We start from the raw sequence: 21192 nt of genomic DNA, 5'->3' as shown, positions 1-21192 counted from the left end.
TCAGCGAATCCGTGATGCAGTTCCTCCTGGCGTCGATCGTCGCCGGACCGCTCCTGGGAGCGGTCGCCGCCCTCCTCCCCGCCCCGCCGGGGCTGAAGGGGAAGTCGCCCGACCAGGCCGTGCTTCGCCACGGCGTCACCGTCACCGCCGTGATCCTGCTGGCCGCGATCGTCCTCGCGCTCGGCTTCGACCACGACCGGCCGTCGAGGATGCAGGCCACGACGGACATCAGCTGGATCCCGGCACTCGACGTGCGGATCCACCTCGGTGTCGACGGCATCTCCCTCCCCCTCCTGGTCCTGACCGCGCTCCTGAGCTTCCTCTGCGCGCTGTACAGCTACTTCAAGATGCCCTCCGGCCCTTCCCCCAAGGGCTTCGTGGCGCTGCTCCTCGTCCTGGAGTCCGGCACCCTCGCCACCTTCGCCGTCCTCGACCTGGTCCTGTTCTTCCTGGCCTTCGAGATGGTCCTCATCCCGATGTACTTCCTCATCGCCCGCTGGGGCGGCGCGGGCAGGCAGGCCGCGGCCTGGAAGTTCATCCTCTACACGCTGCTCGGCTCCGTCGTCATGCTGCTCGGCCTGCTCCTCATCGGCGTGAAGGCGGGCACGTTCGACATGGTGGCGCTGGCCGCTGACAACGGCCGGGGACTGACCACATCGGTGCAGGTCATCGCCGTTCTCGCGATCGGCCTGGGACTCGCGGTGAAGACCCCGATGTGGCCGCTGCACAGCTGGCTCCCGGACGCCCACACCGCCGCCCCGACGGTCGGCTCGGTCCTCCTCGCCGGCGTCCTGCTCAAGATGGGCACGTACGGCTTCGTCCGGATCGTCCTGCCGATCGCACCCGACGGCATGCGGGTCTTCGCCCCCTACCTCGCCGCCTTCGCCGTCGCCGGGATCATCTACGGATCGCTCGCCTGCCTCGCCCTCGCGCGCCCCGGCAACAAGGGCGACCTCAAGCGCCTGATCGCGTACTCCTCCGTCGGCCACATGGGCTTCGTGCTCCTCGGCATCGCCACCATGACCCCCACCGGGGTCAACGGCGCCCTCTTCGCCAACGTCGCCCACGGCCTCGTCACCGGCCTGCTCTTCTTCCTCGTCGGAGCGGTCAAGGACCGGTACGGCACCGCGGACCTCGACACCCTCGCCGGAGCCACCGGCGCTGCCCTCTACGGCCGCGCCCCCCGCCTCGGCGCGCTCCTCGCCTTCGCGGCCGTCGCCTCCCTCGGACTGCCCGGCCTGGCGGGCTTCTGGGGCGAGATGCTGGCCCTGTTCGGCGCCTTCGAACCCGCCGAGGGCCTCAGCCGCCCCGCCTTCCTCACCTTCATGGCGATCGGCGCCTTCGGCACCCTCCTCACCGCCGCGTACCTCCTCATCGTGGTCCGCCGCGTCTGCATGGGCGGCCCCCGCCCCGTCGGGGAGACCCCGATCGCCGACGTCCAGGGCTACGAGGTCGCCGCCTGGACCCCGCTCGTCGCCCTCACCGTCCTCGCCGGGCTCTGGCCCGCGATCCTCCTCGGCCTCACCGACCCGGCCGTCCAGCAGCTCCTCGCCGGAGGCACCCGATGACCCCAGTGACGGCGCTCGCCGGAGACTCCCTCGTCCAGTCCGTCGACTGGCTCACGATCGCGCCCCCCACCCTCACGGCCCTGGTCGCGCTCGTCGTGCTCGTCGCCGACCTGTTCGTCCCCCAGGAGCGCAAGCGGCTCCTCGGCTGGACCGCGATCGCCGGCCTCACGGCCGCCCTCGCCCTGCTCGTCCCGCTGCGGGCCGGCGACCGCTCCACCTTCTGCCTCACCGCGGACACCGGGGTCGCCGCGTGCAGCTACACGGCCGACCACTTCACCCTCGTCATCCAGCTGCTCGTCCTCGGCGGCGCACTCCTCACGGCCCTGCTCTCCCTCACCGAGACCCGCGACCGGCTCCCGGCCGGCGAGTACTGGTTCCTGCTGCTCTCCTCGGCCGCCGGCGCCGCCCTGCTGCCCGCCTCCCGGGACCTCGCGACCCTCGTGGTCGCCCTGGAGGTGGCCTCGCTGCCCGCCTTCGCGCTCGTCGGCCTCAAGCGCGGCGACCGCATGTCGGGCGAGGCGGCGCTCAAGTTCTTCCTGTCCTCCGTGACCGCGACCGCCGTCACCCTGCTCGGCGTCAGCTTCGTGTACGCGGCGACCGGCACCCTCCACCTCACCGAGCTCGCCCAGCGCCTCGACGACGTCCCCGGCCAGCTCCAGACGCTCGCCGAGGCGGGTGTGGCCCTCACCCTCGTCGGCTTCGCCTTCAAGACGGCCGCCGTCCCCTTCCACTTCTGGGTGCCCGACACCTACGTCGGAGCCCCGCTGCCCGTCGCCGCCTATCTGTCGGTGGTCGGCAAGGCCGTCGGCTTCACCGGGCTCATCCTCGTGACGGTCGTCGCCTTCCCCTCGTACGCCGACGTGTGGGGACCCGCGCTCGCCGCCCTCGCCGCGCTCACCATGACCGCCGGGAACGTCGCCGCCCTCCGGCAGCTGTCCACGCGCGCGCGGAGCGCCGTCCGGCTGCTCGCCTGGTCCTCCGTCGCCCAGGCCGGCTACCTGCTCGTACCGATCGCGGCCGCCGCGTACTCCAGCGACGACCAGATCGGCGCCACCGTCGCGTACGCCCTGATGTACGCCGTCGTGAACCTCGGCGCGTTCGCCGTCGTCGCGCTCGTCGCCCGCAGGCACCCCGGGAACCGGCTCGCGGACTACCGGGGCCTGTACGCGGCGAGCCCCGCCGCCGCCCTCGCGCTCGCCTTCTTCCTCCTGAATCTGGCCGGTTTGCCCCCGGGTATCATCGGCCTCTTCGCCAAGGTGACCGTCTTCTCGTCGGCCGTCGACGCGGGCCTCGGCTGGCTGGCCGTGGTCATGGGCGTCAACGTCGCCGTCGGGCTGTACTACTACCTGCGCTGGACGGCCCTGCTGTTCCGGCCGCCGGCGGGTCCGCACGGCACGCCGGACGGCGGACCGGCGGCCGCGTCCGAGGCACGGACCGTCCCCCACACGGTCCCCGCGCCGATCACCCTGGCGATCGCGCTGACCGCCGCCGTCGGAGTCGTCCTGTCGGGCTACCCGCAGATCGCGCTCCGCTTCGCGGCGAACAGCCTGTTCTGACCCCCCCACCGACGAAAGCCAGGGAGCGAGCACCACCGTGCTGAACGGATTCAAGGACTTCATACTTCGCGGGAACGTCATCTCGATGGCCATCGGCCTGGCCGTCGGCACGGCGTTCACGGCCGTCGTCACCGGCTTCAGCAAGGCCTTCATCACGCCCCTCATCGGCCTCGCGACCGGAACCGTGGGCAACTTCAACGACGCCCAGTTCCACGTCGGCAAGACCATCTTCCCGTACGGCCTGGCCATCTCCGCCGCCATAGCGTTCCTCATCACCGCCGCGGTCCTCTACTTCCTGATCGTCGCCCCGCTGGCGAAGGTCCAGACGAGGTTCGCCAAGCAGGAGGCCGCCGACCCGAAGTCCGAGAAGCGCGACTGCCCCCGCTGCTACACCGAGATCCCGGCCATCGCCTCCCGCTGCGCCCACTGCACCAGCGAGGTCGAGCCGACCGTCCTCCTGGAGGAGAAGGTCCCGGCCGCCCGCTGATCACCCGAACGGCTCACACCCCGCCACCGGCCTCCCCGGTGCGGCCGGGGGAACCGGAACCTCCCGCCTGGCGTTGACCAGTACGGAAGGGTCCACTGGACACGTGGACGACCACGAAGCAAAGGGTTCCCCTGCCGCACCACCTGGAGGGCGTACCGTGCACCGCCGGCACAACGGGCTGAGGACCGCCGTACTTCTCGGAGGGCTCTCCGCCCTCATCATCGTCATCGGCAGCTTCTTCGGACGTACGGGGCTGATCGTCGCGCTGTTGGTCGCGCTCGGCACCAACGCGTACGCGTACTGGAACAGCGACAAGCTGGCGCTGCGGGCCATGCGCGCCCGGCCCGTCAGCGAGTTCGAGGCCCCCGCCCTGTACCGGATGGTGCGGGAGCTCTCCACCCAGGCGCGCCAGCCCATGCCCCGGCTCTACATCTCGCCGACCCAGGCGCCGAACGCCTTCGCGACCGGCCGCAACCCGAGGAACGCGGCGGTCTGCTGCACCGAGGGCATCCTCGCGATCCTCGACGAGCGCGAGCTGCGCGGCGTCATCGGCCACGAACTGAGCCACGTCTACAACCGGGACATCCTCATCTCCTCGGTCGCCGGGGCGCTCGCCTCCGTGATCATGTTCCTGGTCAACTTCGCCTGGCTGATCCCGGTCGGCCGGTCCAGCGACGACGACCGCCCCGGACTGCTCGGCATGCTGCTCGTCATGATCCTCGGCCCGATCGCCGCCTCGGTCATCCAGCTCGCGATCTCCCGCTCCCGGGAGTACGAGGCCGACGCCTCCGGAGCCCAGCTCACCGGTGACCCGCTCGCCCTGGCCGCCGCCCTGCGGAAGCTGGACGCGGGCACCAAGCAGCTGCCCCTGCCCGCCGAGCCCCGGATCGAGACCGCGAGCCACATGATGATCGCGAACCCCTTCGGGCCCGGACAGGGCCTCTCCAAGATGTTCTCCACCCACCCGCCGATGGCCGAGCGCATCGCCCGGCTCGAACAGATGGCAGGTCGACGCCCGTGAAGACAGTCCTCAACATCATCTGGCTGGTGCTCTGCGGATTCTGGATGTTCCTCGGCTACATGCTGGCGGGCGTCCTGCTCTGCATCACGATCATCGGCATCCCCTTCGGACTCGCCGCGTTCCGCATCGGGGTGTACGCCCTGTGGCCCTTCGGCCACACGGTCGTGGACCGCCGCGACGCGGGCGCGCCCTCCTGCGTGGGCAACGTCCTGTGGCTGATCCTCGCCGGCTGGTGGCTCGCCCTCGGCCACATCACCACCGGCATCGCCCTCTGCATCACGATCATCGGCATCCCCCTCGGCATCGCGAACTTCAAGCTGATCCCGGTATCCCTGCTGCCCCTCGGCAAGGAGATCGTCCCCACGGACCAGGCCTACGGATACGGATACGCGGACCGCTAGCAGCGGACCGTCAGGAGGGGACGCCCCGATCGTGCAGAACGCCCGCTACGCGCTCCTCTCCGACGCGTACCCCGTCGCCCTCTGCCAGGACGTCGACGGCCTCTACGCGGACCCCGCGCCGACGCCGCCCGTGCGGTACGAGCTCCGCGGCTGCGAGCCCCGCGGCGAACTGGCCCGGGCCGTCACCGAGGCACTCGTGGAGGGCACGGCGCCGCTCGGCCCGCTCGACGTGGAGGTCCCCGACGGACTGTGGCGCCTCGACGGCGTCCGGGTCGTCGGCGCCCGCGGGGACGCCGTGACCGTCGAGACGACGGGGGAGCCCCGCCGCCGGACCCGCGCCGCGAACCCCGCCCGCTGCGCCAACCTCATACGGGTCCCGGACGAGCCGCCCGCGGCCCCCGCCCGCACCGGCGTCACCTTCCTCGGCTGCTCCCCGCGCGGGGCGCTGCGCGAGGCCCTCGCGGCCGGGGCGGAGGGCTTCGGTCCGGTCGACTACCGGGTCCTCGCCCGGATCGGCGACCTGCACCACGGCGGCGAGGCGGGCCGCGTCACCGGCTGGGCGGCCTCCGCCCGCCACCACGACCTGGTCGACCTGACCGTGGACTTCCCCCGGACCCGGCTCGTGCCCCCGCAGACCCGCGGGGTCTGGGAGCTGTTCTTCGGCGGCAGGCCCGCCGAGCCCGGCACCTGGCGGCGGTTCTCCGGCGCGGCGCGCGCGGAGTGGCTGCGGCAGGCCGCCCGGCGGCCGCGGGCCGCCGCCGCGCCCGTGCCGGGAGCCGTCTACGAGCTCGACGGCACGGACGTCGTCGACGAGGTGTCCTTCCTGTGCGCGCTCGGGGAGGCCGTGTACGGCCCCGGCCGGGACCCGGGGGCGGGGGCGCCGGGCGGCGCGGCGGGACCGGGGGCGCCCGGCGCGTTCGGGCCGGAGTGGGCGGACGTCACGCTCGTCTGGCACCGGGCCGACGTGGCCCGGGCCTGCCTGGGCGTGCAGCCGTGGAGCGGACCCCGTCCCGCGACCTTCCAGGAGCTCGCCGACGCCCTCAGGAAGGCGGGGGTGCGGCTCGTCCTCGACTGATCGCCCACGCCACCACGCCGGCCGCGACCACCCCGGCGCCGGCGAGGACCGAGCCGAGCGGCAGCGCGAGGGCGAGGGCCGCGCACCCGGCGAGCCCGAGGGCGGCGAGCGGCCGGTGCGCGGGCCCGAGGGTCCAGGCGGAGGCGTTCGCGATGCCGTAGTAGACGAGCACCCCGAAGGACGAGAAGCCGATGGCGCCCCGCACGTCCGCCGTCGCGGCCACCAGGGCCACCACCGCACCCACCGCGAGCTCTGCCCGGTGCGGCACCCGGGTCCGGGGGTGGACGGCCGCGAGCGCGGTCGGCAGACCGCCGTCCCGGGCCATCGCCAGGGTCGTACGGGAGACGCCGAGGATCAGCGAGAGCAGGGAGCCGAGGGCCGCCACGGCCGCACCCACCGCCACCACAGGGACCAGCCACGGGGCGCCCGCGGCCCGCGCGGTGTCCGTCAGCGGCGCGGGGGACGCGGCGAGGGCGGCGGGTCCGAGGACCGTGAGCACCGTCACCGCGACGAGCACGTAGACGGCGAGGGCGATGCCGAGGGCGAGGGGCACGGCGCGGGGGATCGTCCGGGCGGGGTCGCGGACCTCCTCGCCGAGCGTGGCGATTCGCGCGTACCCCGCGAATGCGAAGAAGAGCAAACCGGCGGCCTGGAGCACCCCGCCGGCGGTGAGGTCGGCGCCGAAGGCGGCGGGTGCGGCCCCGCCCGCCCCGAGGCCGACGGCGACGACCGCCGCGAGGACCGCCAGGACGAGCCCGACGATCACCCGGACGGCCAGCGCGGACTTCTGAACTCCCGCGTAGTCGACGGCGGTCAGCACGACCACGGCGGCCACCGCCACGGCGTGCGCCTGCTCCGGCCACACATAGCTGCCGACGGTCAGCGCCATGGCGGCGCAGGAGGCCGTCTTGCCGACCACGAACGCCCAGCCGGCCAGGTACCCCCAGAACGATCCCAGGCGTTCGCGACCGTACACATAGGTGCCGCCCGAACTCGGGTACCGGGCCGCGAGCCGGGCCGAGGCCATGGCGTTGCAGTACGCGACGACGGCGGCGATCCCGAGCGCGGTCAGCAGCCCGCCACCGGTCCCGGCGGCCCCCGCGGCCGGCCCGAGCGCGACGAAGATCCCGGCGCCGACCATGGCACCGAGCCCGATCACGACCGCGTCGAGGACACCGAGGGACCGGCGCAGCTCAGCACTCATGCGCGGCAGCCTAGAGGGTGTGGTCGAACGCCCGGCCGCCCGCGGGTGACGAGGGGCCGTCCGGCGACCGGGCACGGGCCGGCCCGTCCGGGTGTCGCATTCCTCCGCCGGTCAGGCCGGGGCGGGCAGCCCGGTCTCCCGCAGGGTGATGTTCAGCCGCCCCACCAGGCCGAGCGCGGGATCGGCCGTGCCCGGCCGGACCTTCGGGACGCCGTGGTGGGCCCAGCGCGAGGCCCCGCCGAAGACGAACAGGTCGCCGGAGGCGAGCTCGACGTCCTGGTAGGGACGGCCGCGCCCCTCCGCGTTCCCGAAGCGGAAGACGCACCGGTCACCGAGGCTCAATGACACCACCGGCGCACCCGAACGCTCCTCACGGTCCTGGTGCATGCCCATCCGCGCCCCCGGCGCGTAGAAGTTCACCAGGGCGGTGTCGGGAGTGAAACCGCCGTCGTCCCCGTACGCCTCGGCGACCGCCTCCCGGCCCAGGTCCACGAGCCACCGGGGCAGCGGGACCCCGACGGCGTCGAGATAGCGGTACGGCACCCACTGCCGGCCCAGGCACAGCGAGCGCACCGACATGACCCCGCCGCCGGGCAGCACGGTCTGCCGGTACGGAACCGGCCCGCGCCCCCACTCCCGGCAGGCCTCCACGAGCGCCCGCTGCCGTGCGGGCGGGAGCCACGCGGGCACGTGCACCGCGCCCGGCGCGATCGCCGCCCGCTCGCGGGGGAACAGTCCCTCGGTCACACCGGGGCCCCCTCCAGGCCGAGCAGCCGCTCCTTGCGCCCGATCCCCGCCGCGTATCCGCGCAGGCTCCCGTCGGCGCCGATCACCCGGTGACAGGGCCGCACCACGAGCAGCGGGTTGCGGCCGATCGCGGTCCCCACGGCCCGGACCCCGGCGCCGGGCGATCCGACCCGGCGGGCGATCTCCCCGTACGAGACGGTCGTGCCGTACGGGATCTCCTCCAGGGCCCGCCAGACGCGCCGCTGGAACGCGGTCCCGGCCTCGCCGTCGAGCGGCAGGTCGAACCGGTCGCGGCGGCCGGCGAAGTACTCGTCGAGCTGCCCGGCCGCCTCGGCGAAGGCCCCGGGCGCGAGGGTCCAGCCCTCCTCGACCTCCACGGCGCCCTTCTGCCCCGGCAGGGACAGCGAGCGCAGCACGGCACGGCCCCCTTCGGCGAGCCGCCCGACCAGCAGCATCTCGCCCAGGGGGCCGTCGACGTACGCGTACACGGTCATGGCTGGTTCCTCTCCCCGCACCGGGTCTTCCACAGACCCAGTGTGCGGGGACCGCCGAGCCCCGGGCTGGCGGTATTCGGACACGGCCCTCACGACCGGTGCACGGCCGGCCGCCGGGTCAGCGGTAGTTCACGAACTGGATCGCGAAGTCGAAGTCCTTGCCCTTGAGCAGCGCCTGCACGGCCTGCAGGTCGTCCCGGCTCTTCGAGCTGACCCGCAGCTCGTCGCCCTGGACCTGGGCCTTGACGCCCTTGGGGCCCTCGTCGCGGATGGCCTTCGCGACCTTCTTGGCGTTCTCCTGGGAGATGCCCTCGGTGACCGACGCGAAGAGCTTGTACTCCTTGCCGGACAGCTGCGGCTCCCCCTCGACGTCCAGCGACTTCAGCGAGATGCCCCGCTTGATCAGCTTGGTCTGGAAGATGTCGAGGATCGCCATGACGCGCTCCTCGCCGTTCGCCTGCATGAGGATCTTCTCGCCCGACCACGAGATCGAGGCGTTGGTTCCCTTGAAGTCGTAGCGCTGCGAGATCTCCTTCACGGCCTGGTTGAGGGCGTTGTCGACCTCCTGCCGCTCGACCTTGGAGACGATGTCGAAACTGGAGTCGGCCATGACTCGTGGCTCCTTGCTCGGATGCTTGGGGTACAGCGCAAAGCCTAGGGGGTGAGCCACGGCCCGAACCGCTGATCAATCCGGTGGCGAACCACCCCCGGGGATCAGGTATTGTTTACGTCGTTGCCACGGAACACCGCCGAAAAGCGGCTCCACGGCAGCGATCTCATGGCGATGTGCCCGAGTGGCCAATGGGAGCGGACTGTAAATCCGTCGGCTTAGCCTACCCAGGTTCGAATCCTGGCGTCGCCACGCGAAACGGAAGGTCCCCGGTGCTTGCACCGGGGACCTTCCTTCGTTTGTGGTGGGTGGTCAGTTTCCGGCCACGTCCTTCACCGCGACCGAGAGCGGGGTCGAGCCCGCGATGAGTTCCAGGGTCAGGCCGGCGGTCGCCGGGGTGTCCAGGAGTTCGGCGAGCGTCGCCGCCACGTCGTCGCGGGGGACCGGGCCGCGGCCCGTGCGCGCCTCCAGGCGGACCAGGCCCGAGCCCGCGTCGTTCGTCAGGGCGCCGGGGCGCAGGATCGTCCAGTCCAGGGCCGTCCGGGCGCGGACCGCGTCGTCGGCTGCGCCCTTGGCGCGCAGGTAGGCGTCGAAGACCTCGTCGCCCGGGTGCGCGGCGTCGGCGCCCATGGACGAGACGACGATGTACCGGCGTACGCCCGCGCGTTCCGCCGCGTCGGCGAACAGGACCGCCGCCGCGCGGTCCACGGTGTCCTTGCGGTCCACGCTGCTGCCCGGGCCCGCGCCGGCCGCGAAGACGGCCGCGTCGGCGCCCTGGAGCACGGCGGCGACCATCTCGACCGAGGCCGACTCCAGGTCCAGGACGACCGGCTCGGCCCCGGCGTCCCGCAGGTCCCCGGCCTGTTCCGGTCTGCGGATGATCCCCGCCACCTCGTGCCCGCCCGCCGAGAGCAGCCTCTCCAGGCGCAGGGCGATCTGTCCGTGTCCTCCAGCGATGACGATGCGCATACTCACGACCGTACGACGGGACCGGCCGGAGGGCTCCCCGGCTCGGGCGGTCGCTCCGGGCGCGCCTGGCGGGGCAGGTCCAGCGCCGCCGCCGAGTCGCAGTACTCGCGCACCGCGCTGGTCCGGGCCACCACCCGCCCCCGGTGCACCACGATGCGGCTGTACGCGAGGGACAGCACGCCCGACAGGCGCTCGCCGCGCACCGCGAGCAGCTCCGCCGGGAAGCCGGCCTCGACGCGCACCTCCGGCAGGCCCGTGACGGCCCGCGCCTCCCCGCCGACCGCCGCGTAGGCCTCGTCGACCGACAGGCCGCCGAGCGAGGCGAGGAGGTACGCGGCCTCCAGCGGGTCGCCGCGGCCCACCGGGTTGGCCACGTCCCGCATCGCCCCGCTGCCCGCCGCGACCCTGACCCCGGCCGCCCGCAGGAGCCGGACCGGTGCCGTGCCGCGCAGCCCGGTGCTCGCGCAGCCGCCCTGCGGCAGGCAGACCACGGTCACGCCGGCCGCCGCGAGTCCGTCGGCCGCGCGCCGGGCCGCGTCGGCGGGGAGCCGGCCGAGGCCCGCGCAGGGGCCGATCGTCACCCCGGGCCGCAGTCCGCCGGCCATCGCCGCGAGCCTGGCGAGCCGGGCCGGGTCGGCGCCGTCGGTGTGCAGGTCGACGGGGACGCCGTGCTCGGCCGCGACCTCCAGGACGGCCTCGACGTACCCGGCCGGGTCCGGGTCGAGGTCCGGGCAGCCGCCCACCACCCCGGCGCCCATCTTCACCGCGTCCCGCAGCATGGCGAGCCCGTCCGCGCCCGCGGCCCCGGTGAGCAGCCTCGGCACCGCGACCGCGGTGAGGTCCACGAGGCCGCGCAGCGAGCGCCGGGCCTGGAGGACGGCTTCGAGGGGGCCGAGTCCGTGGACGTCGCCGATCCGGACGTGCGCGCGCTGCGCGGTCGCGCCGTGGCCGAGCTGGAGCAGCGCGGCCTCGGTGGCCCGGCGCTGGACCTGCTCGGGGGCGTACGAGACGGGGCCGGGGGAGTCCGCGGTGAGTGCGGTGTCGGCGTGGGCGTGGGGTTCGGCGGCGGCGGGCAGCAGCAGGTAGCCGGTGAGGTCGACGCGTGCGCCCGTGGCGGTGAGGCTGCCGGCCGTGCCGACCGCCTCGATCCGGCCGCCGGCCATCCGTACGTCGACGTTCCGCCCGTCGGCGAGGCGTGCGTGGGAGAGCAGGAGCGAGGTCGAGTCGGCCGTGGCGGCGGCCCCGTCCTCGGGCGGCTGGGGCTGCTTGCTGTCGGCTGACATCCGGGGCTCCTCAAGGCTCCTCAAGATCAAGATCACGAAGCGTGGGGCCGAGCCTAGGGGCGCTCGGAGCGCGCTTCGCGGAGGAGCGCAATAGTCGTACCGATGAGGCCACGAGTGGCGTACGGGACCCCTGGTGGGGGCGGTCGCGGGGGCGTCCCGAAACGGATTTGGGTGATGGGCCGGAGACCGTGTAATGTCTTCCTCGCTCGCCCCAATAGCTCAGTCGGTAGAGCGTCTCCATGGTAAGGAGAAGGTCTACGGTTCGATTCCGTATTGGGGCTCTGGTGAGAAGGAACCCGTCCTCGGACGGGATCCGGATCATCAAAGCGGTGTAGCTCAGTCGGTAGAGCAAGCGGCTCATAATCGCTGTGTCACCGGTTCAAGTCCGGTCACCGCTACACACGGTAGCCGATTGCGGGGTCGGTCCTTCGATCGGCTACTCTTTTATGCGTTCATCCGTCCCATCCGTCCAAGGAGCACTCACGTGGCTGCCACCGACGTCCGCCCGAAGATCACGCTGGCCTGCGTGGAGTGCAAGGAGCGGAACTACATCACCAAGAAGAACCGGCGTAACAACCCGGACCGTCTTGAGATGAAGAAGCACTGCCCCCGCTGCAACTCGCACACTGCACACCGCGAGACGCGCTAATCAGGCTCGCACACGAGGCCGTCCCCACTCGGGGGCGGCCTCGTGTCGTTTGTCGGCAACAGATCCAGGAGGTATCGAGTCCATGGCGCTCGACCAGTCCTTCGTGGGCCGGACCTATCCGCCCACCCCGGCCTACGAGGTCGGCCGCGAGAAGATCCGCGAGTTCGCCGAGGCGATCGGGGACGCGAATCCGGCCTACGTCGACCAGGAAGCGGCCAAGGAGCTCGGGCACCCCGACGTGATCGCTCCGCCGACCTTCGTGTTCGCCATCACGTTCAAGGCGGCCGGCGCGGTCATCGAGGACCCCCAGCTGGGTCTCGACTACAGCCGGGTCGTCCACGGCGACCAGAAGTTCGCCTACAGCCGGCCCGTGCGGGCCGGGGACCGGCTCTCGGTCACTTCCACCATCGAGGCGATCAAGTCCCTCGCCGGCAACGACATCCTGGACATCCGCGGCGAGGTCCACGACGCCTCCGGCGAGCACGTCGTGACCGCCTGGACGAAGCTCGTCTCCCGCGCACCCGAGGGGGTCTGACCATGACCGCGAAGATCGCCTACGACGAGGTCGAGGTCGGCACCGAGCTGCCCGCGCAGTCCTTCCCGGTGACCCGCGCCACCCTCGTCCGGTACGCCGGCGCCTCCGGGGACTTCAACCCCATCCACTGGAACGAGAAGTTCGCGGTCGAGGTCGGCCTGCCCGACGTCATCGCCCACGGCATGTTCACCATGGCCGAGGCGATCCGCGTCGTCACCGACTGGGCGGGCGACCCGGCCGCCGTCGTCGAGTACGGCGTCCGCTTCACCAAGCCGGTCGTCGTCCCGAACGACGGGACCGGCGCGCTGGTCGAGGTCAGCGCCAAGGTCGCCGCCAAGCTGGACGACCAGCGGGTCCGGGTCGACCTCACGGCGACGAGCGCCGGGCAGAAGGTCCTGGGCATGTCGCGGGCCGTGGTCCGGCTCGCGTAACCACATCCTGCGCAGGGGGCGGGCGGCCGCGGAGAGCGGCCGCCCGTTCTTTCCCTTGCGGAGTTAGTGATTGCGTACTAACTTTGCCTCATGGTCAGGATGAGTGCGGAGGAGCGGCGGGAGAGCGTCATCCGCGCGGCGATGAGCGAGTTCAGCCGCGGCGGGTACCACGGCACCTCCACCGAGGCGATCGCCCAGCGCGTCGGCGTCTCGCAGCCGTACCTCTTCCGGCTCTTCCCCGGCAAGAAGGCCATCTTCCTGGCCGCCTCCGAGCGCTGCATCAGCGACACCGTCCGGGTCTTCGAGGAGGCCTCGGAAGGGCTGACCGGTGAGGAGGCCCTGCACGCCATGGCCACCGCGTACACCCGGATCATCGCCGAGGACCCCGACCGGCTCCTCATGCAGATGCAGGTGTACGTGACCGTCGCCGCCGCCGAGGCGGCCGGCGACCACGAGTTCGGCGAAGCCGTCCGGGCCGGCTGGACGTCCCTCTGGGAGACCGTCCACCTCGCGCTCGGCGCGGACGTCGAGGAGACCACCACCTTCCTGGCGTACGGGATGCTCATCAACACCCTCGTCGCCATGGGCTTCCCGTCCGAGCACCGCGTCTGGGAGGGGTTCTACCCCTCCATCCACCGCTCGGGCCGTTCCGAGGAGTAGCGCCGCCGCCCGCCTCCGCGCCATCCCGCGGGTCCGCCCCCGCCTCCCCGTGGGCATGAAAGTTAGTCAGCGATAACTAACCTGAGATCTGAGGGGCCGACATGCACCAGCCAGCAGCCCGCCGCGGTTCCGCCGCCTGGGCCCTCGTCATCACCAGCGCCGCCGGCTTCATGGCGGCCCTCGACAACCTCGTCGTCACCACCGCCCTCCCCTCGATCCGCGAGGACCTCGGCGGAGCACTCCACGACCTCGAATGGACGGTGAGCGCCTACACCCTCACCTTCGCCGTCCTGCTCATGTTCGGCGCCGCCCTCGGCGACCGCTTCGGCCGCCGCCGGCTCTTCCTCGTCGGACTCGCCGTCTTCACCGCCGCCTCCGCCGCGGCCGCCCTCGCCCCCGGCATCGACGCCCTGATCGCCGCCCGCGCCGCCCAGGGCGTCGGCGCCGCGATCATGATGCCGCTGACGCTCACCCTCCTCACCGCCGCCGTCCCGGCCGCCCGCCGAGGCGCCGCCTTCGGCATCTGGGGCGCCGTCCAGGGGCTCGCCGTCGCCTCCGGACCCCTCATCGGCGGCACCCTCACCGAACACCTCTCCTGGCAGTGGATCTTCTGGCTGAACGTCCCGCTCGGCCTCGCCCTGCTGCCGCTCGCCCGGCTGCGCCTGGCCGAGTCGCACGGCACCGGCGCCCGCCTCGACATCACGGGCACGCTCCTCGCCAGCGGCGGCCTGTTCGGCATCGTGTACGCGCTCATCCGCGGGCCCATCGACGGCTGGACCTCCGCGACCGTCCTCACCGGGCTGATCGCCGGAGCCGCCCTCCTCGGCGGATTCGTCCACCACGGCATACGCGCCAGGGCGCCCATGCTGCCCATGCGGCTCTTCCGCAACCGGGCCTTCTCCGGCATCAACGCGGCCAGCCTGCTGATGTTCCTCGGCATGTTCGGCTCGATCTTCCTGCTCAGCCAGTTCATGCAGGGCGTCCTCGGCTACTCGCCCACCGAGTCCGGGCTGCGGATGCTCCCCTGGACCGGCATGCCGATGCTCGTCGCACCGCTCGCCGGCGCCCTGTCCGACCGGATCGGCGGCCGCCCCGTCGTCGCCGCCGGCCTCGCCCTCCAGGCGATCGGCCTCGCCTGGTTCGCCCTCGTCCTGACCCCCGACGTCTCCTACGCCGCCCAGCTCCCCGCCCTCGTCGTCAGCGGAGTCGGCATGGCGCTGTACTTCGCACCGGCGGCCAACCTCGTGATGTCCAGCGTCCGCCCCTCCGAACAGGGCATCGCCTCCGGCGCCAACAACGCGCTGCGCGAGGTCGGCGGCGCGCTCGGCGTCGCCGTGATGGCCTCGATCTTCGCCGCCCAGGGCGGCTACGAGTCCGGCCAGAGCTTCGTCGACGGGCTGGTGCCCGCGCTGTGGGTCGGCGCCGGGGCCGTCGCCCTCGGCGCGGTGGCCGTGCTCTTCGCGCCCTCCCGCCGCCAGGAGGCCCGCCGGAAGGCCGAGACGGAGGCGGAGGCCGGCGAGAAGGACCTGGTCGGCGTGTGAGCGGGTCCTCGCGCCCCGCGTGAGCGGGTCCCGCGCCGTCCCGGCCGGGCGACGAAGCGTCTCCCGGCCGGGACGGCCCCGTACCCTTGAGCCCGTGCAGCCTCTTCTCGACGCCCCCCTCGCGCCCCTGACCACCTTCCGCCTCGGCGGCCCCGCGGCCCGGCTCGTCACCGCCACCACGGACGACGAGGTGGTCGCGGCGGTCCGTGAGGCCGACGCCACGGGAACGCCGCTGCTGATCATCGGCGGCGGCTCCAACCTCGTCATCGGCGACAAGGGCTTCGACGGCACCGCCCTGCGCATCGCCACCCGCGGCTTCGCCCTCGACGGCACGCGGCTGGAACTCGCCGCCGGCGAGGTCTGGACCGACGCCGTCGCCCGCACCGTCGAGGCCGGACTCGCCGGGATCGAGTGCCTGGCCGGCATCCCCGGCTCGGCCGGCGCCACCCCGATCCAGAACGTCGGAGCCTACGGGCAGGACGTCTCCGCCACCGTGACGGAGGTCGTCGCCTACGACCGGCGCACCGAGGAGACCGTCACCCTCACCAACGCCGAGTGCGCCTTCTCGTACCGCCACAGCCTCTTCAAGGAGCACCCCGAGCGGTACGTGGTGCTCCGGGTCCGCTTCGAGCTGGAGGACGCGGACGGGCTGTCCGCGCCGGTCAAGTACGCCGAGACCGCCCGCGCCCTCGGCGTCGAGGCGGGCGACCGGGTGCCGCTCGCCCGGGCCCGCGAGACCGTCCTGAGCCTGCGCGCCGGCAAGGGCATGGTCCTCGACCCGGCGGACCACGACACCTGGTCCGCGGGCTCCTTCTTCACCAACCCGATCCTCACGGCGGGGGAGTACGAGACCTTCCTCACCCGCGTCGCCGGACGCCTCGGCGCGGACGTCACCCCGCCGGCCTTCCCCGCCGGCGAGGACGGTGCCGTGAAGACCTCCGCCGCCTGGCTGATCGACCGGGCCGGGTTCACCAAGGGATACGGCTCCGGGCCCGCGCGCATCTCGACCAAGCACACGCTCGCGCTGACCAACCGCGGCGAGGCGACCACCGAGGACCTCCTCGCGCTGGCCCGGGAGGTCGTCGCCGGCGTCCACGAGGCCTTCGGGATCACCCTGGTCAACGAGCCCGTGACGGTGGGCGTCAGCCTCTAGGCCGGCTAAAGCGTTTGTGCCGGACCCGCGCGGGCCCGCAGGCTGACGGGATGCGACTCACGGCCCGGGAGCACCGGATCCGCGCGGGGCGGCACGAGCACCGGATCGTCCAGCCGTGGCCGCCGCTGCGGCACACCACCGTCAACTCGCCCCTCCACGACCGCTGGGGCTACCTGGTCGGCGACCACGACGGCCTCGCCCGGCTCGCCGGCCTCTTCTCCTTCGCCGCGTTCTCCCGGCACACCCTCGTCCACGTCCCGCTGCGCGACAGCCTGCCGCGCGACTACGCGCCGGGCACCCCCGTCGACCTCGTCCTCGCCCACCGGGACACCGCCGGCCTGCGCCCCTCCGCCTGGCCCGCGCTGCGCGCCCGGCTCCGGGACGGGCGGCCGCTGACCCTCCGTACGGACGAGCGGCGCACCGCCGACCGGGCCGCCGCCTGGGAGGCGGCCCCCGAGCGGGTCGCCGGACGGCTGCGGACCGCCGTGCACGCCCGCACGCTCTTCCTCCTCGGCGACCGGGACGTGCTCTGCGCCGCCGCCGGGGAGCTCGCCGTCGCGGCCGGACACGGGCCGCTGCACGAGCGGGCCCCGCAGGGCCACGACGTGCTGCTCGCCTCGCTGACCCCGCTCCTGGATCGGCCCGCGTCCGGGCCGGACCGCACCGAGCTGGACATCGGCTTCCAGGCGCGGCCCCCGCTGCACCGCTTCACCCCGCCGGGGCGGCCAGCCAGTCGTCGATCCCGGACAGCAGCTTCCCCCTGACGTCCTCCGGCGCCGCCGAGCCCCGGACCGACTGCCGGGCCAGCTCCGCCAGTTCCCCGTCCGTGAAGGCGTGGTGCCTGCGGGCGATCTCGTACTGCGCCGCCAGCCGGGACCCGAAGAGCAGGGGATCGTCCGCGCCGAGGGCCATCGGCACCCCCGCGTCGAAGAGCGTCCGCAGCGGGACGTCCTCGTGCTTCTCGTACACCCCGAGGGCCACGTTGGAAGCCGGGCAGACCTCGCAGGTCACGCCCCGCTCCGCGAGCCTGCGCAGCAGCCGCGGATCCTCGGCGGACCGGACCCCGTGGCCGACCCGGGACGCCCGCAGGTCGTCCAGGCAGTCCCGTACCGACGAGGGCCCCGTGAGTTCGCCGCCGTGCGGCGCCGCGAGCAGGCCGCCCTCGCGCGCGATGGCGAAGGCCCGGTCGAAGTCGCGCGCCAGGCCGCGCCGCTCGTCGTTGGAGAGCCCGAAACCGACCACGCCCCGGTCCGCGAACCGCACCGCGAGCCGGGCGAGCGTCCGCGCCTCCAGCGGGTGCTTCATCCGGTTCGCCGCGACCAGCACCCGCATCCCCAGCCCGGTCTCCCGCGAGGCCGAGTCGACCGCGTCGAGGATGATCTCCAGCGCGGGGATGAGACCGCCGAGGTGCGGGGCGTACGAGGTGGGGTCGACCTGGATCTCCAGCCAGCCCGAGCCGTCCCGGACGTCCTCCTGGGCCGCCTCGCGGACGAGCCGCTGGATGTCCTCGGGGGCGCGCAGGCAGGAGCGGGCGATGTCGTACAGCCGCTGGAAGCGGAACCAGCCGCGCTCGTCGGTCGCCCGCAGCTTCGGCGGCGTACCGCTGCTCAGCGCCTCGGGGAGGTGCACGCCGTACTTGTCGGCCAGCTCGATGAGGGTGGTGGGCCGCATCGATCCGGTGAAGTGCAGATGCAGATGGGCCTTGGGCAGCAGGGTGAGGTCGCGGTAGACGTGCTCCATTGGCTGATCCTGCCGCACCCGAACGGAGGAAGACACCCCGTTTCCCCGATCGGGTTCTTGCCCGAACGCAGAAACGGGCCCCCGGCTCCGAGGAACCGGGGGCCCGCGAGGAGTGCGGTCAGTCCGTCGCCTCGGCGAGGAGCTTCTGCAGGCGGGACACGCCCTCCGCCAGGTCCTCGTCGCCCAGCGCGTACGACAGGCGCAGGTAGCCCGGCGTGCCGAAGGCCTCGCCCGGGACGACCGCGACCTCGGCCTCGTCCAGGATCAGGGCGGCCAGCTCGACGGAGGTCTGCGGGCGCTTGCCGCGGATCTCCTTGCCGAGCAGCCCCTTCACCGAGGGGTACGCGTAGAAGGCGCCCTCGGGGGTGGGGCAGTACACGCCCTCGATCTCGTTGAGCATCCGCACGATCGTCTGGCGGCGGCGGTCGAACGCCGTCCGCATCTCCGCGACGGCGTCCAGGTTCCCCGAGACGGCGGCGAGTGCGGCGATCTGCGCCACGTTGCTCACGTTGGAGGTGGCGTGCGACTGCAGGTTCGTCGCGGCCTTCACGACGTCCTTCGGGCCCACGATCCACCCGACGCGCCAGCCGGTCATCGCGTACGTCTTCGCCACGCCGTTGACCACGATGCACTTGTCGCGGAGCTCGGGGACGATCGCCGGCAGCGAGGTGAACTTCGCGTCGCCGTAGACCAGGTGCTCGTAGATCTCGTCCGTCAGCACCCAGAGGCCGTGCTCGACGGCCCAGCGGCCGATCGCCTCGGCGTCGGCCTCGGAGTACACCGCGCCGGTCGGGTTGGACGGCGACACGAAGAGGACGACCTTGGTCCGCTCCGTGCGGGCGGCCTCCAGCTGCTCGACCGAGACCCGGTAGCCGGTGGTCTCGTCGGCGACGACCTCCACCGGGACGCCGCCCGCGAGGCGGATCGACTCGGGGTAGGTGGTCCAGTAGGGGGCCGGGACGATGACCTCGTCGCCCGGGTCGAGGATCGCGGCGAACGCCTCGTAGATGGCCTGCTTGCCGCCGTTGGTCACCAGGACCTGGGAGGCGTCGACCTCGTAGCCGGAGTCGCGCAGCGTCTTCGCGGCGATCGCGGCCTTCAGCTCGGGCAGGCCGCCGGCCGGCGTGTAGCGGTGGTACTTCGGGTTCTTGCAGGCCTCGACGGCCGCATCGACGATGTAGTCCGGAGTGGGGAAGTCGGGCTCACCCGCGCCGAAACCGATCACCGGGCGCCCGGCGGCCTTGAGGGCCTTGGCCTTGGCGTCGACGGCGAGGGTGGCGGACTCGGAGATCGCACCGATCCGGGCGGAGACCCGACGCTCGGTGGGAGGGGTAGCAGCGCTCATACGGCCCATCGTCCCAGACCTCATCAAGGCCCGGCACACAGGTTTCACGGACCGGACAGGAACGGTCATTCCCGGTCGTACGCGCGTCCGGGAGCAGGCCCGTCGTGGTTCCTGTTCGACGCGAGGGCCCCCGACCACGTATGCTCACTCCTCGTTGGCCCGCACCGACCACATCTCACGATGCGGTACGTTGAGGGACACCAACAAAGGGTCGTAGCTCAATTGGTAGAGCACCGGTCTCCAAAACCGGCGGTTGGGGGTTCAAGTCCCTCCGGCCCTGCTACACACACCGCCAGGTGTTGTGCGCATGTACGTACTTCATTGCACCGCCGTGCGGCTCCACCCGGGCGCGGCACGGCCGACCCGGAATCAGGTGAGAGATCGTGACGGACGCCGTAGGCTCCATCGACATGCCTGATGCCGATGACGAGGCCTCCGAGTCGAAGAAGAAGTCCCGCAAGGGCGGCAAGCGCGGAAAGAAGGGCCCTCTGGGTCGTCTCGCGCTCTTCTACCGCCAGATCGTCGCCGAGCTCCGCAAGGTCGTCTGGCCCACGCGCAGCCAGCTCTCGACGTACACCACCGTGGTGATTGTCTTCGTCGTCATCATGATCGGCCTTGTCACCGTGATTGACTATGGCTTCCAGGAAGCAGTCAAGTACGTCTTCGGCTGACTTTTTGTTCCACCCCATCTGTATCGCAGGAAGAAGCAGCCACCGTGTCTGACGCGAACCTGAACGACGCCTTCGAGTCCGAGTCCGCCGAGGACGAGCGGGACATCGTCGAGGCCGCCGACGAGGACCAGGCCGACGCTGCTGACGACGCCGCCGCCGAGGAAGCCGCTCTCGAGGTCGAGGACGCCGAGGACGAGGCGGAGACCGACGAGGACGCCGAGGGCGCGGAGGACGACGAGTCCGTCGCCGTCGAGGTCGAGGACGACGCCGCGGACGCCGACGAGGAGGCCGAGCCGGCCGCCCCGGTCGACCCGGTCGCCGCGCTCCGCGAGGAGCTGCGCACCCTGCCCGGCGAGTGGTACGTCATCCACACCTACGCGGGCTACGAGAAGCGCGTGAAGGCCAACCTCGAGCAGCGTGCCGTCTCGCTCAACGTCGAGGACTTCATCTACCAGGCCGAGGTCCCCGAGGAAGAGATCGTCCAGATCAAGGGCGGCGAGCGGAAGAACGTCAAGCAGAACAAGCTGCCCGGCTACGTTCTCGTCCGCATGGACCTGACGAACGAGTCCTGGGGCGTCGTCCGCAACACCCCCGGCGTCACCGGCTTCGTGGGCAACGCCTACGACCCGTACCCGCTGACCCTGGACGAGATCGTCAAGATGCTCGCCCCGGAGGCCGAGGAGAAGGCCGCCCGCGAGGCCGCCGAGGCCGAGGGCAAGCCGGCTCCGGCCCGCAAGCTGGAGGTCCAGGTGCTGGACTTCGAGGTCGGCGACTCGGTCACCGTCACCGACGGCCCCTTCGCCACCCTCCAGGCGACCATCAACGAGATCAACCCCGACTCGAAGAAGGTCAAGGGCCTCGTCGAGATCTTCGGTCGCGAGACCCCGGTCGAGCTCAGCTTCGACCAGATCCAGAAGAACTGATCTCACAAGTTTCCGACCAGGTCAGAGTGGCTCTCGCAGCCGCTCTGACCTGCTCGGTTTTTGGCCGCGCGTGTATACCCGTTATCGTTGTGCGGTATGCCTCCATCCGGATGACCGGATGGCGGGCTG

General features: G+C 72.5%; 23 protein-coding genes and 4 tRNA genes. 19 read left to right on the top strand and 8 right to left on the bottom strand.

Translation table 11 applies throughout. The features are described from left to right. Window positions 1-14: 14 nt before the first annotated feature. The 6 genes from ACY0MR_RS15570 (at window position 15) to ACY0MR_RS15545 (ending at window position 6108) form a co-directional block, all read left to right on the top strand. Complete coding sequence (locus tag ACY0MR_RS15570; protein WP_388794057.1) at window positions 15-1568, top strand: complex I subunit 4 family protein; 1554 nt, start codon at window positions 15-17, stop codon at window positions 1566-1568. After that, window positions 1565-3124 carry an NADH-quinone oxidoreductase subunit N gene (locus ACY0MR_RS15565; RefSeq protein ID WP_473561218.1) on the top strand — a complete coding sequence of 520 codons (1560 nt, stop codon included), beginning with the start codon at window positions 1565-1567 and terminating at the stop codon, window positions 3122-3124. Before ACY0MR_RS15570 ends, ACY0MR_RS15565 begins: the two co-directional genes overlap by 4 nt. A 37-nt stretch (window positions 3125-3161) precedes the next feature. Then, window positions 3162-3611 (top strand): large conductance mechanosensitive channel protein MscL, encoded by a 450-nt coding sequence (locus tag ACY0MR_RS15560; protein WP_361858766.1) that lies wholly within the window; start codon window positions 3162-3164, stop codon window positions 3609-3611. Between the two features lie 157 nt (window positions 3612-3768). Beyond that, window positions 3769-4632, top strand: a complete 864-nt coding sequence (gene htpX, locus ACY0MR_RS15555; protein ID WP_361858763.1) for a zinc metalloprotease HtpX — start codon at window positions 3769-3771, stop codon at window positions 4630-4632. Then, complete coding sequence (locus ACY0MR_RS15550; protein WP_361858760.1) at window positions 4629-5033, top strand: YccF domain-containing protein; 405 nt, start codon at window positions 4629-4631, stop codon at window positions 5031-5033. The genes htpX and ACY0MR_RS15550 overlap by 4 nt, the downstream gene beginning before the upstream one ends. Window positions 5034-5064: 31 nt before the next feature. Next, window positions 5065-6108, top strand: coding sequence for a hypothetical protein (locus tag ACY0MR_RS15545; protein WP_473561216.1), 1044 nt, complete (start codon window positions 5065-5067; stop codon window positions 6106-6108). On the opposite strand, the gene ACY0MR_RS15540 is transcribed toward ACY0MR_RS15545, so the two are convergent. The 4 genes from ACY0MR_RS15540 to ACY0MR_RS15525 all read right to left on the bottom strand — a co-directional run bounded on the left by ACY0MR_RS15540 (window position 6074) and on the right by ACY0MR_RS15525 (window position 9163). Next, entirely contained in the window at window positions 6074-7312 is a 1239-nt protein-coding gene (locus ACY0MR_RS15540) for an APC family permease (protein ID WP_404079447.1), read from the bottom strand. The genes ACY0MR_RS15545 and ACY0MR_RS15540 overlap by 35 nt on opposite strands. Before the next feature lie 111 nt (window positions 7313-7423). Next, window positions 7424-8059: an alpha-ketoglutarate-dependent dioxygenase AlkB family protein gene (locus ACY0MR_RS15535; RefSeq protein ID WP_361862314.1), complete on the bottom strand. Its 636-nt coding sequence runs from the start codon at window positions 8057-8059 to the stop codon at window positions 7424-7426. Beyond that, window positions 8056-8553, bottom strand: coding sequence for a methylated-DNA--[protein]-cysteine S-methyltransferase (locus ACY0MR_RS15530; RefSeq protein WP_473561213.1), 498 nt, complete (start codon window positions 8551-8553; stop codon window positions 8056-8058). The genes ACY0MR_RS15535 and ACY0MR_RS15530 overlap by 4 nt, the downstream gene beginning before the upstream one ends. Before the next feature lie 118 nt (window positions 8554-8671). Continuing rightward, entirely contained in the window at window positions 8672-9163 is a 492-nt protein-coding gene (locus ACY0MR_RS15525) for a YajQ family cyclic di-GMP-binding protein (protein WP_015035522.1), read from the bottom strand. Between the two features lie 170 nt (window positions 9164-9333). Between ACY0MR_RS15525 and ACY0MR_RS15520 the strand changes: the two genes are divergently transcribed. Then, a tRNA-Tyr gene (locus ACY0MR_RS15520) sits at window positions 9334-9415 on the top strand. Between the two features lie 60 nt (window positions 9416-9475). Here ACY0MR_RS15520 and ACY0MR_RS15515 read toward each other — a convergent pair. Together ACY0MR_RS15515 and ACY0MR_RS15510 are read right to left on the bottom strand one after the other, a co-directional pair. Further along, a complete protein-coding gene (locus tag ACY0MR_RS15515; protein ID WP_388792678.1) occupies window positions 9476-10132 on the bottom strand; it encodes an NAD(P)H-binding protein in 657 nt (218 codons plus the stop codon). Between the two features lie 2 nt (window positions 10133-10134). Next, window positions 10135-11415, bottom strand: a complete 1281-nt coding sequence (locus ACY0MR_RS15510; protein ID WP_473561211.1) for an amidohydrolase family protein — start codon at window positions 11413-11415, stop codon at window positions 10135-10137. Between the two features lie 208 nt (window positions 11416-11623). Between ACY0MR_RS15510 and ACY0MR_RS15505 the strand changes: the two genes are divergently transcribed. The 9 genes from ACY0MR_RS15505 (at window position 11624) to ACY0MR_RS15465 (ending at window position 17148) form a co-directional block, all read left to right on the top strand. Beyond that, window positions 11624-11696: transfer RNA gene (locus ACY0MR_RS15505), tRNA-Thr, on the top strand. 44 nt (window positions 11697-11740) lie between these two features. Beyond that, a tRNA-Met gene (locus ACY0MR_RS15500) sits at window positions 11741-11813 on the top strand. An 86-nt stretch (window positions 11814-11899) separates the two neighbouring features. Continuing rightward, the gene (gene rpmG, locus ACY0MR_RS15495; protein WP_003956487.1) at window positions 11900-12064 is read left to right on the top strand and encodes a 50S ribosomal protein L33; all 165 of its coding nucleotides are present in this window, start codon (window positions 11900-11902) and stop codon (window positions 12062-12064) included. 82 nt (window positions 12065-12146) lie between these two features. Further along, window positions 12147-12599 carry an FAS1-like dehydratase domain-containing protein gene (locus ACY0MR_RS15490; RefSeq protein ID WP_388792682.1) on the top strand — a complete coding sequence of 151 codons (453 nt, stop codon included), beginning with the start codon at window positions 12147-12149 and terminating at the stop codon, window positions 12597-12599. Window positions 12600-12601: 2 nt separating this feature from the next. Further along, on the top strand, window positions 12602-13030 hold the full coding sequence (locus ACY0MR_RS15485) for a MaoC family dehydratase (RefSeq protein ID WP_361847412.1): 429 nt from the start codon (window positions 12602-12604) through the stop codon (window positions 13028-13030). Window positions 13031-13120: 90 nt separating this feature from the next. Beyond that, window positions 13121-13690: a TetR/AcrR family transcriptional regulator gene (locus ACY0MR_RS15480; protein WP_361847409.1), complete on the top strand. Its 570-nt coding sequence runs from the start codon at window positions 13121-13123 to the stop codon at window positions 13688-13690. A gap of 101 nt (window positions 13691-13791) precedes the next feature. Then, on the top strand, window positions 13792-15231 hold the full coding sequence (locus ACY0MR_RS15475) for an MFS transporter (RefSeq protein ID WP_473561208.1): 1440 nt from the start codon (window positions 13792-13794) through the stop codon (window positions 15229-15231). A gap of 94 nt (window positions 15232-15325) precedes the next feature. Continuing rightward, window positions 15326-16384, top strand: coding sequence for a UDP-N-acetylmuramate dehydrogenase (locus ACY0MR_RS15470; protein ID WP_388792688.1), 1059 nt, complete (start codon window positions 15326-15328; stop codon window positions 16382-16384). A gap of 50 nt (window positions 16385-16434) precedes the next feature. Continuing rightward, window positions 16435-17148, top strand: a complete 714-nt coding sequence (locus ACY0MR_RS15465) for a hypothetical protein (RefSeq protein WP_404079439.1) — start codon at window positions 16435-16437, stop codon at window positions 17146-17148. Here ACY0MR_RS15465 and ACY0MR_RS15460 read toward each other — a convergent pair. Together ACY0MR_RS15460 and ACY0MR_RS15455 are read right to left on the bottom strand one after the other, a co-directional pair. Further along, window positions 17093-18124, bottom strand: coding sequence for an adenosine deaminase (locus ACY0MR_RS15460; RefSeq protein WP_388792692.1), 1032 nt, complete (start codon window positions 18122-18124; stop codon window positions 17093-17095). The two genes, ACY0MR_RS15465 and ACY0MR_RS15460, sit on opposite strands and share 56 nt — an antisense overlap. Window positions 18125-18242: 118 nt before the next feature. After that, the gene (locus ACY0MR_RS15455; RefSeq protein ID WP_388792694.1) at window positions 18243-19469 is read right to left on the bottom strand and encodes a pyridoxal phosphate-dependent aminotransferase; all 1227 of its coding nucleotides are present in this window, start codon (window positions 19467-19469) and stop codon (window positions 18243-18245) included. Between the two features lie 207 nt (window positions 19470-19676). Between ACY0MR_RS15455 and ACY0MR_RS15450 the strand changes: the two genes are divergently transcribed. From ACY0MR_RS15450 to nusG, 3 genes are all read left to right on the top strand, one after another. Further along, window positions 19677-19749, top strand: a tRNA-Trp gene (locus ACY0MR_RS15450). A gap of 103 nt (window positions 19750-19852) precedes the next feature. Beyond that, the gene (secE, locus tag ACY0MR_RS15445) at window positions 19853-20140 is read left to right on the top strand and encodes a preprotein translocase subunit SecE (protein WP_030318724.1); all 288 of its coding nucleotides are present in this window, start codon (window positions 19853-19855) and stop codon (window positions 20138-20140) included. Window positions 20141-20184: 44 nt separating this feature from the next. Then, a complete protein-coding gene (nusG, locus tag ACY0MR_RS15440; RefSeq protein WP_473561206.1) occupies window positions 20185-21063 on the top strand; it encodes a transcription termination/antitermination protein NusG in 879 nt (292 codons plus the stop codon). Window positions 21064-21192: the final 129 nt, after the last annotated feature.

This window comes from Streptomyces sp. JN8 (assembly GCF_055808075.1).
Note: the sequence above shows the minus strand (reverse complement) of the source record. Positions and strands in the feature narration are given on the sequence as shown.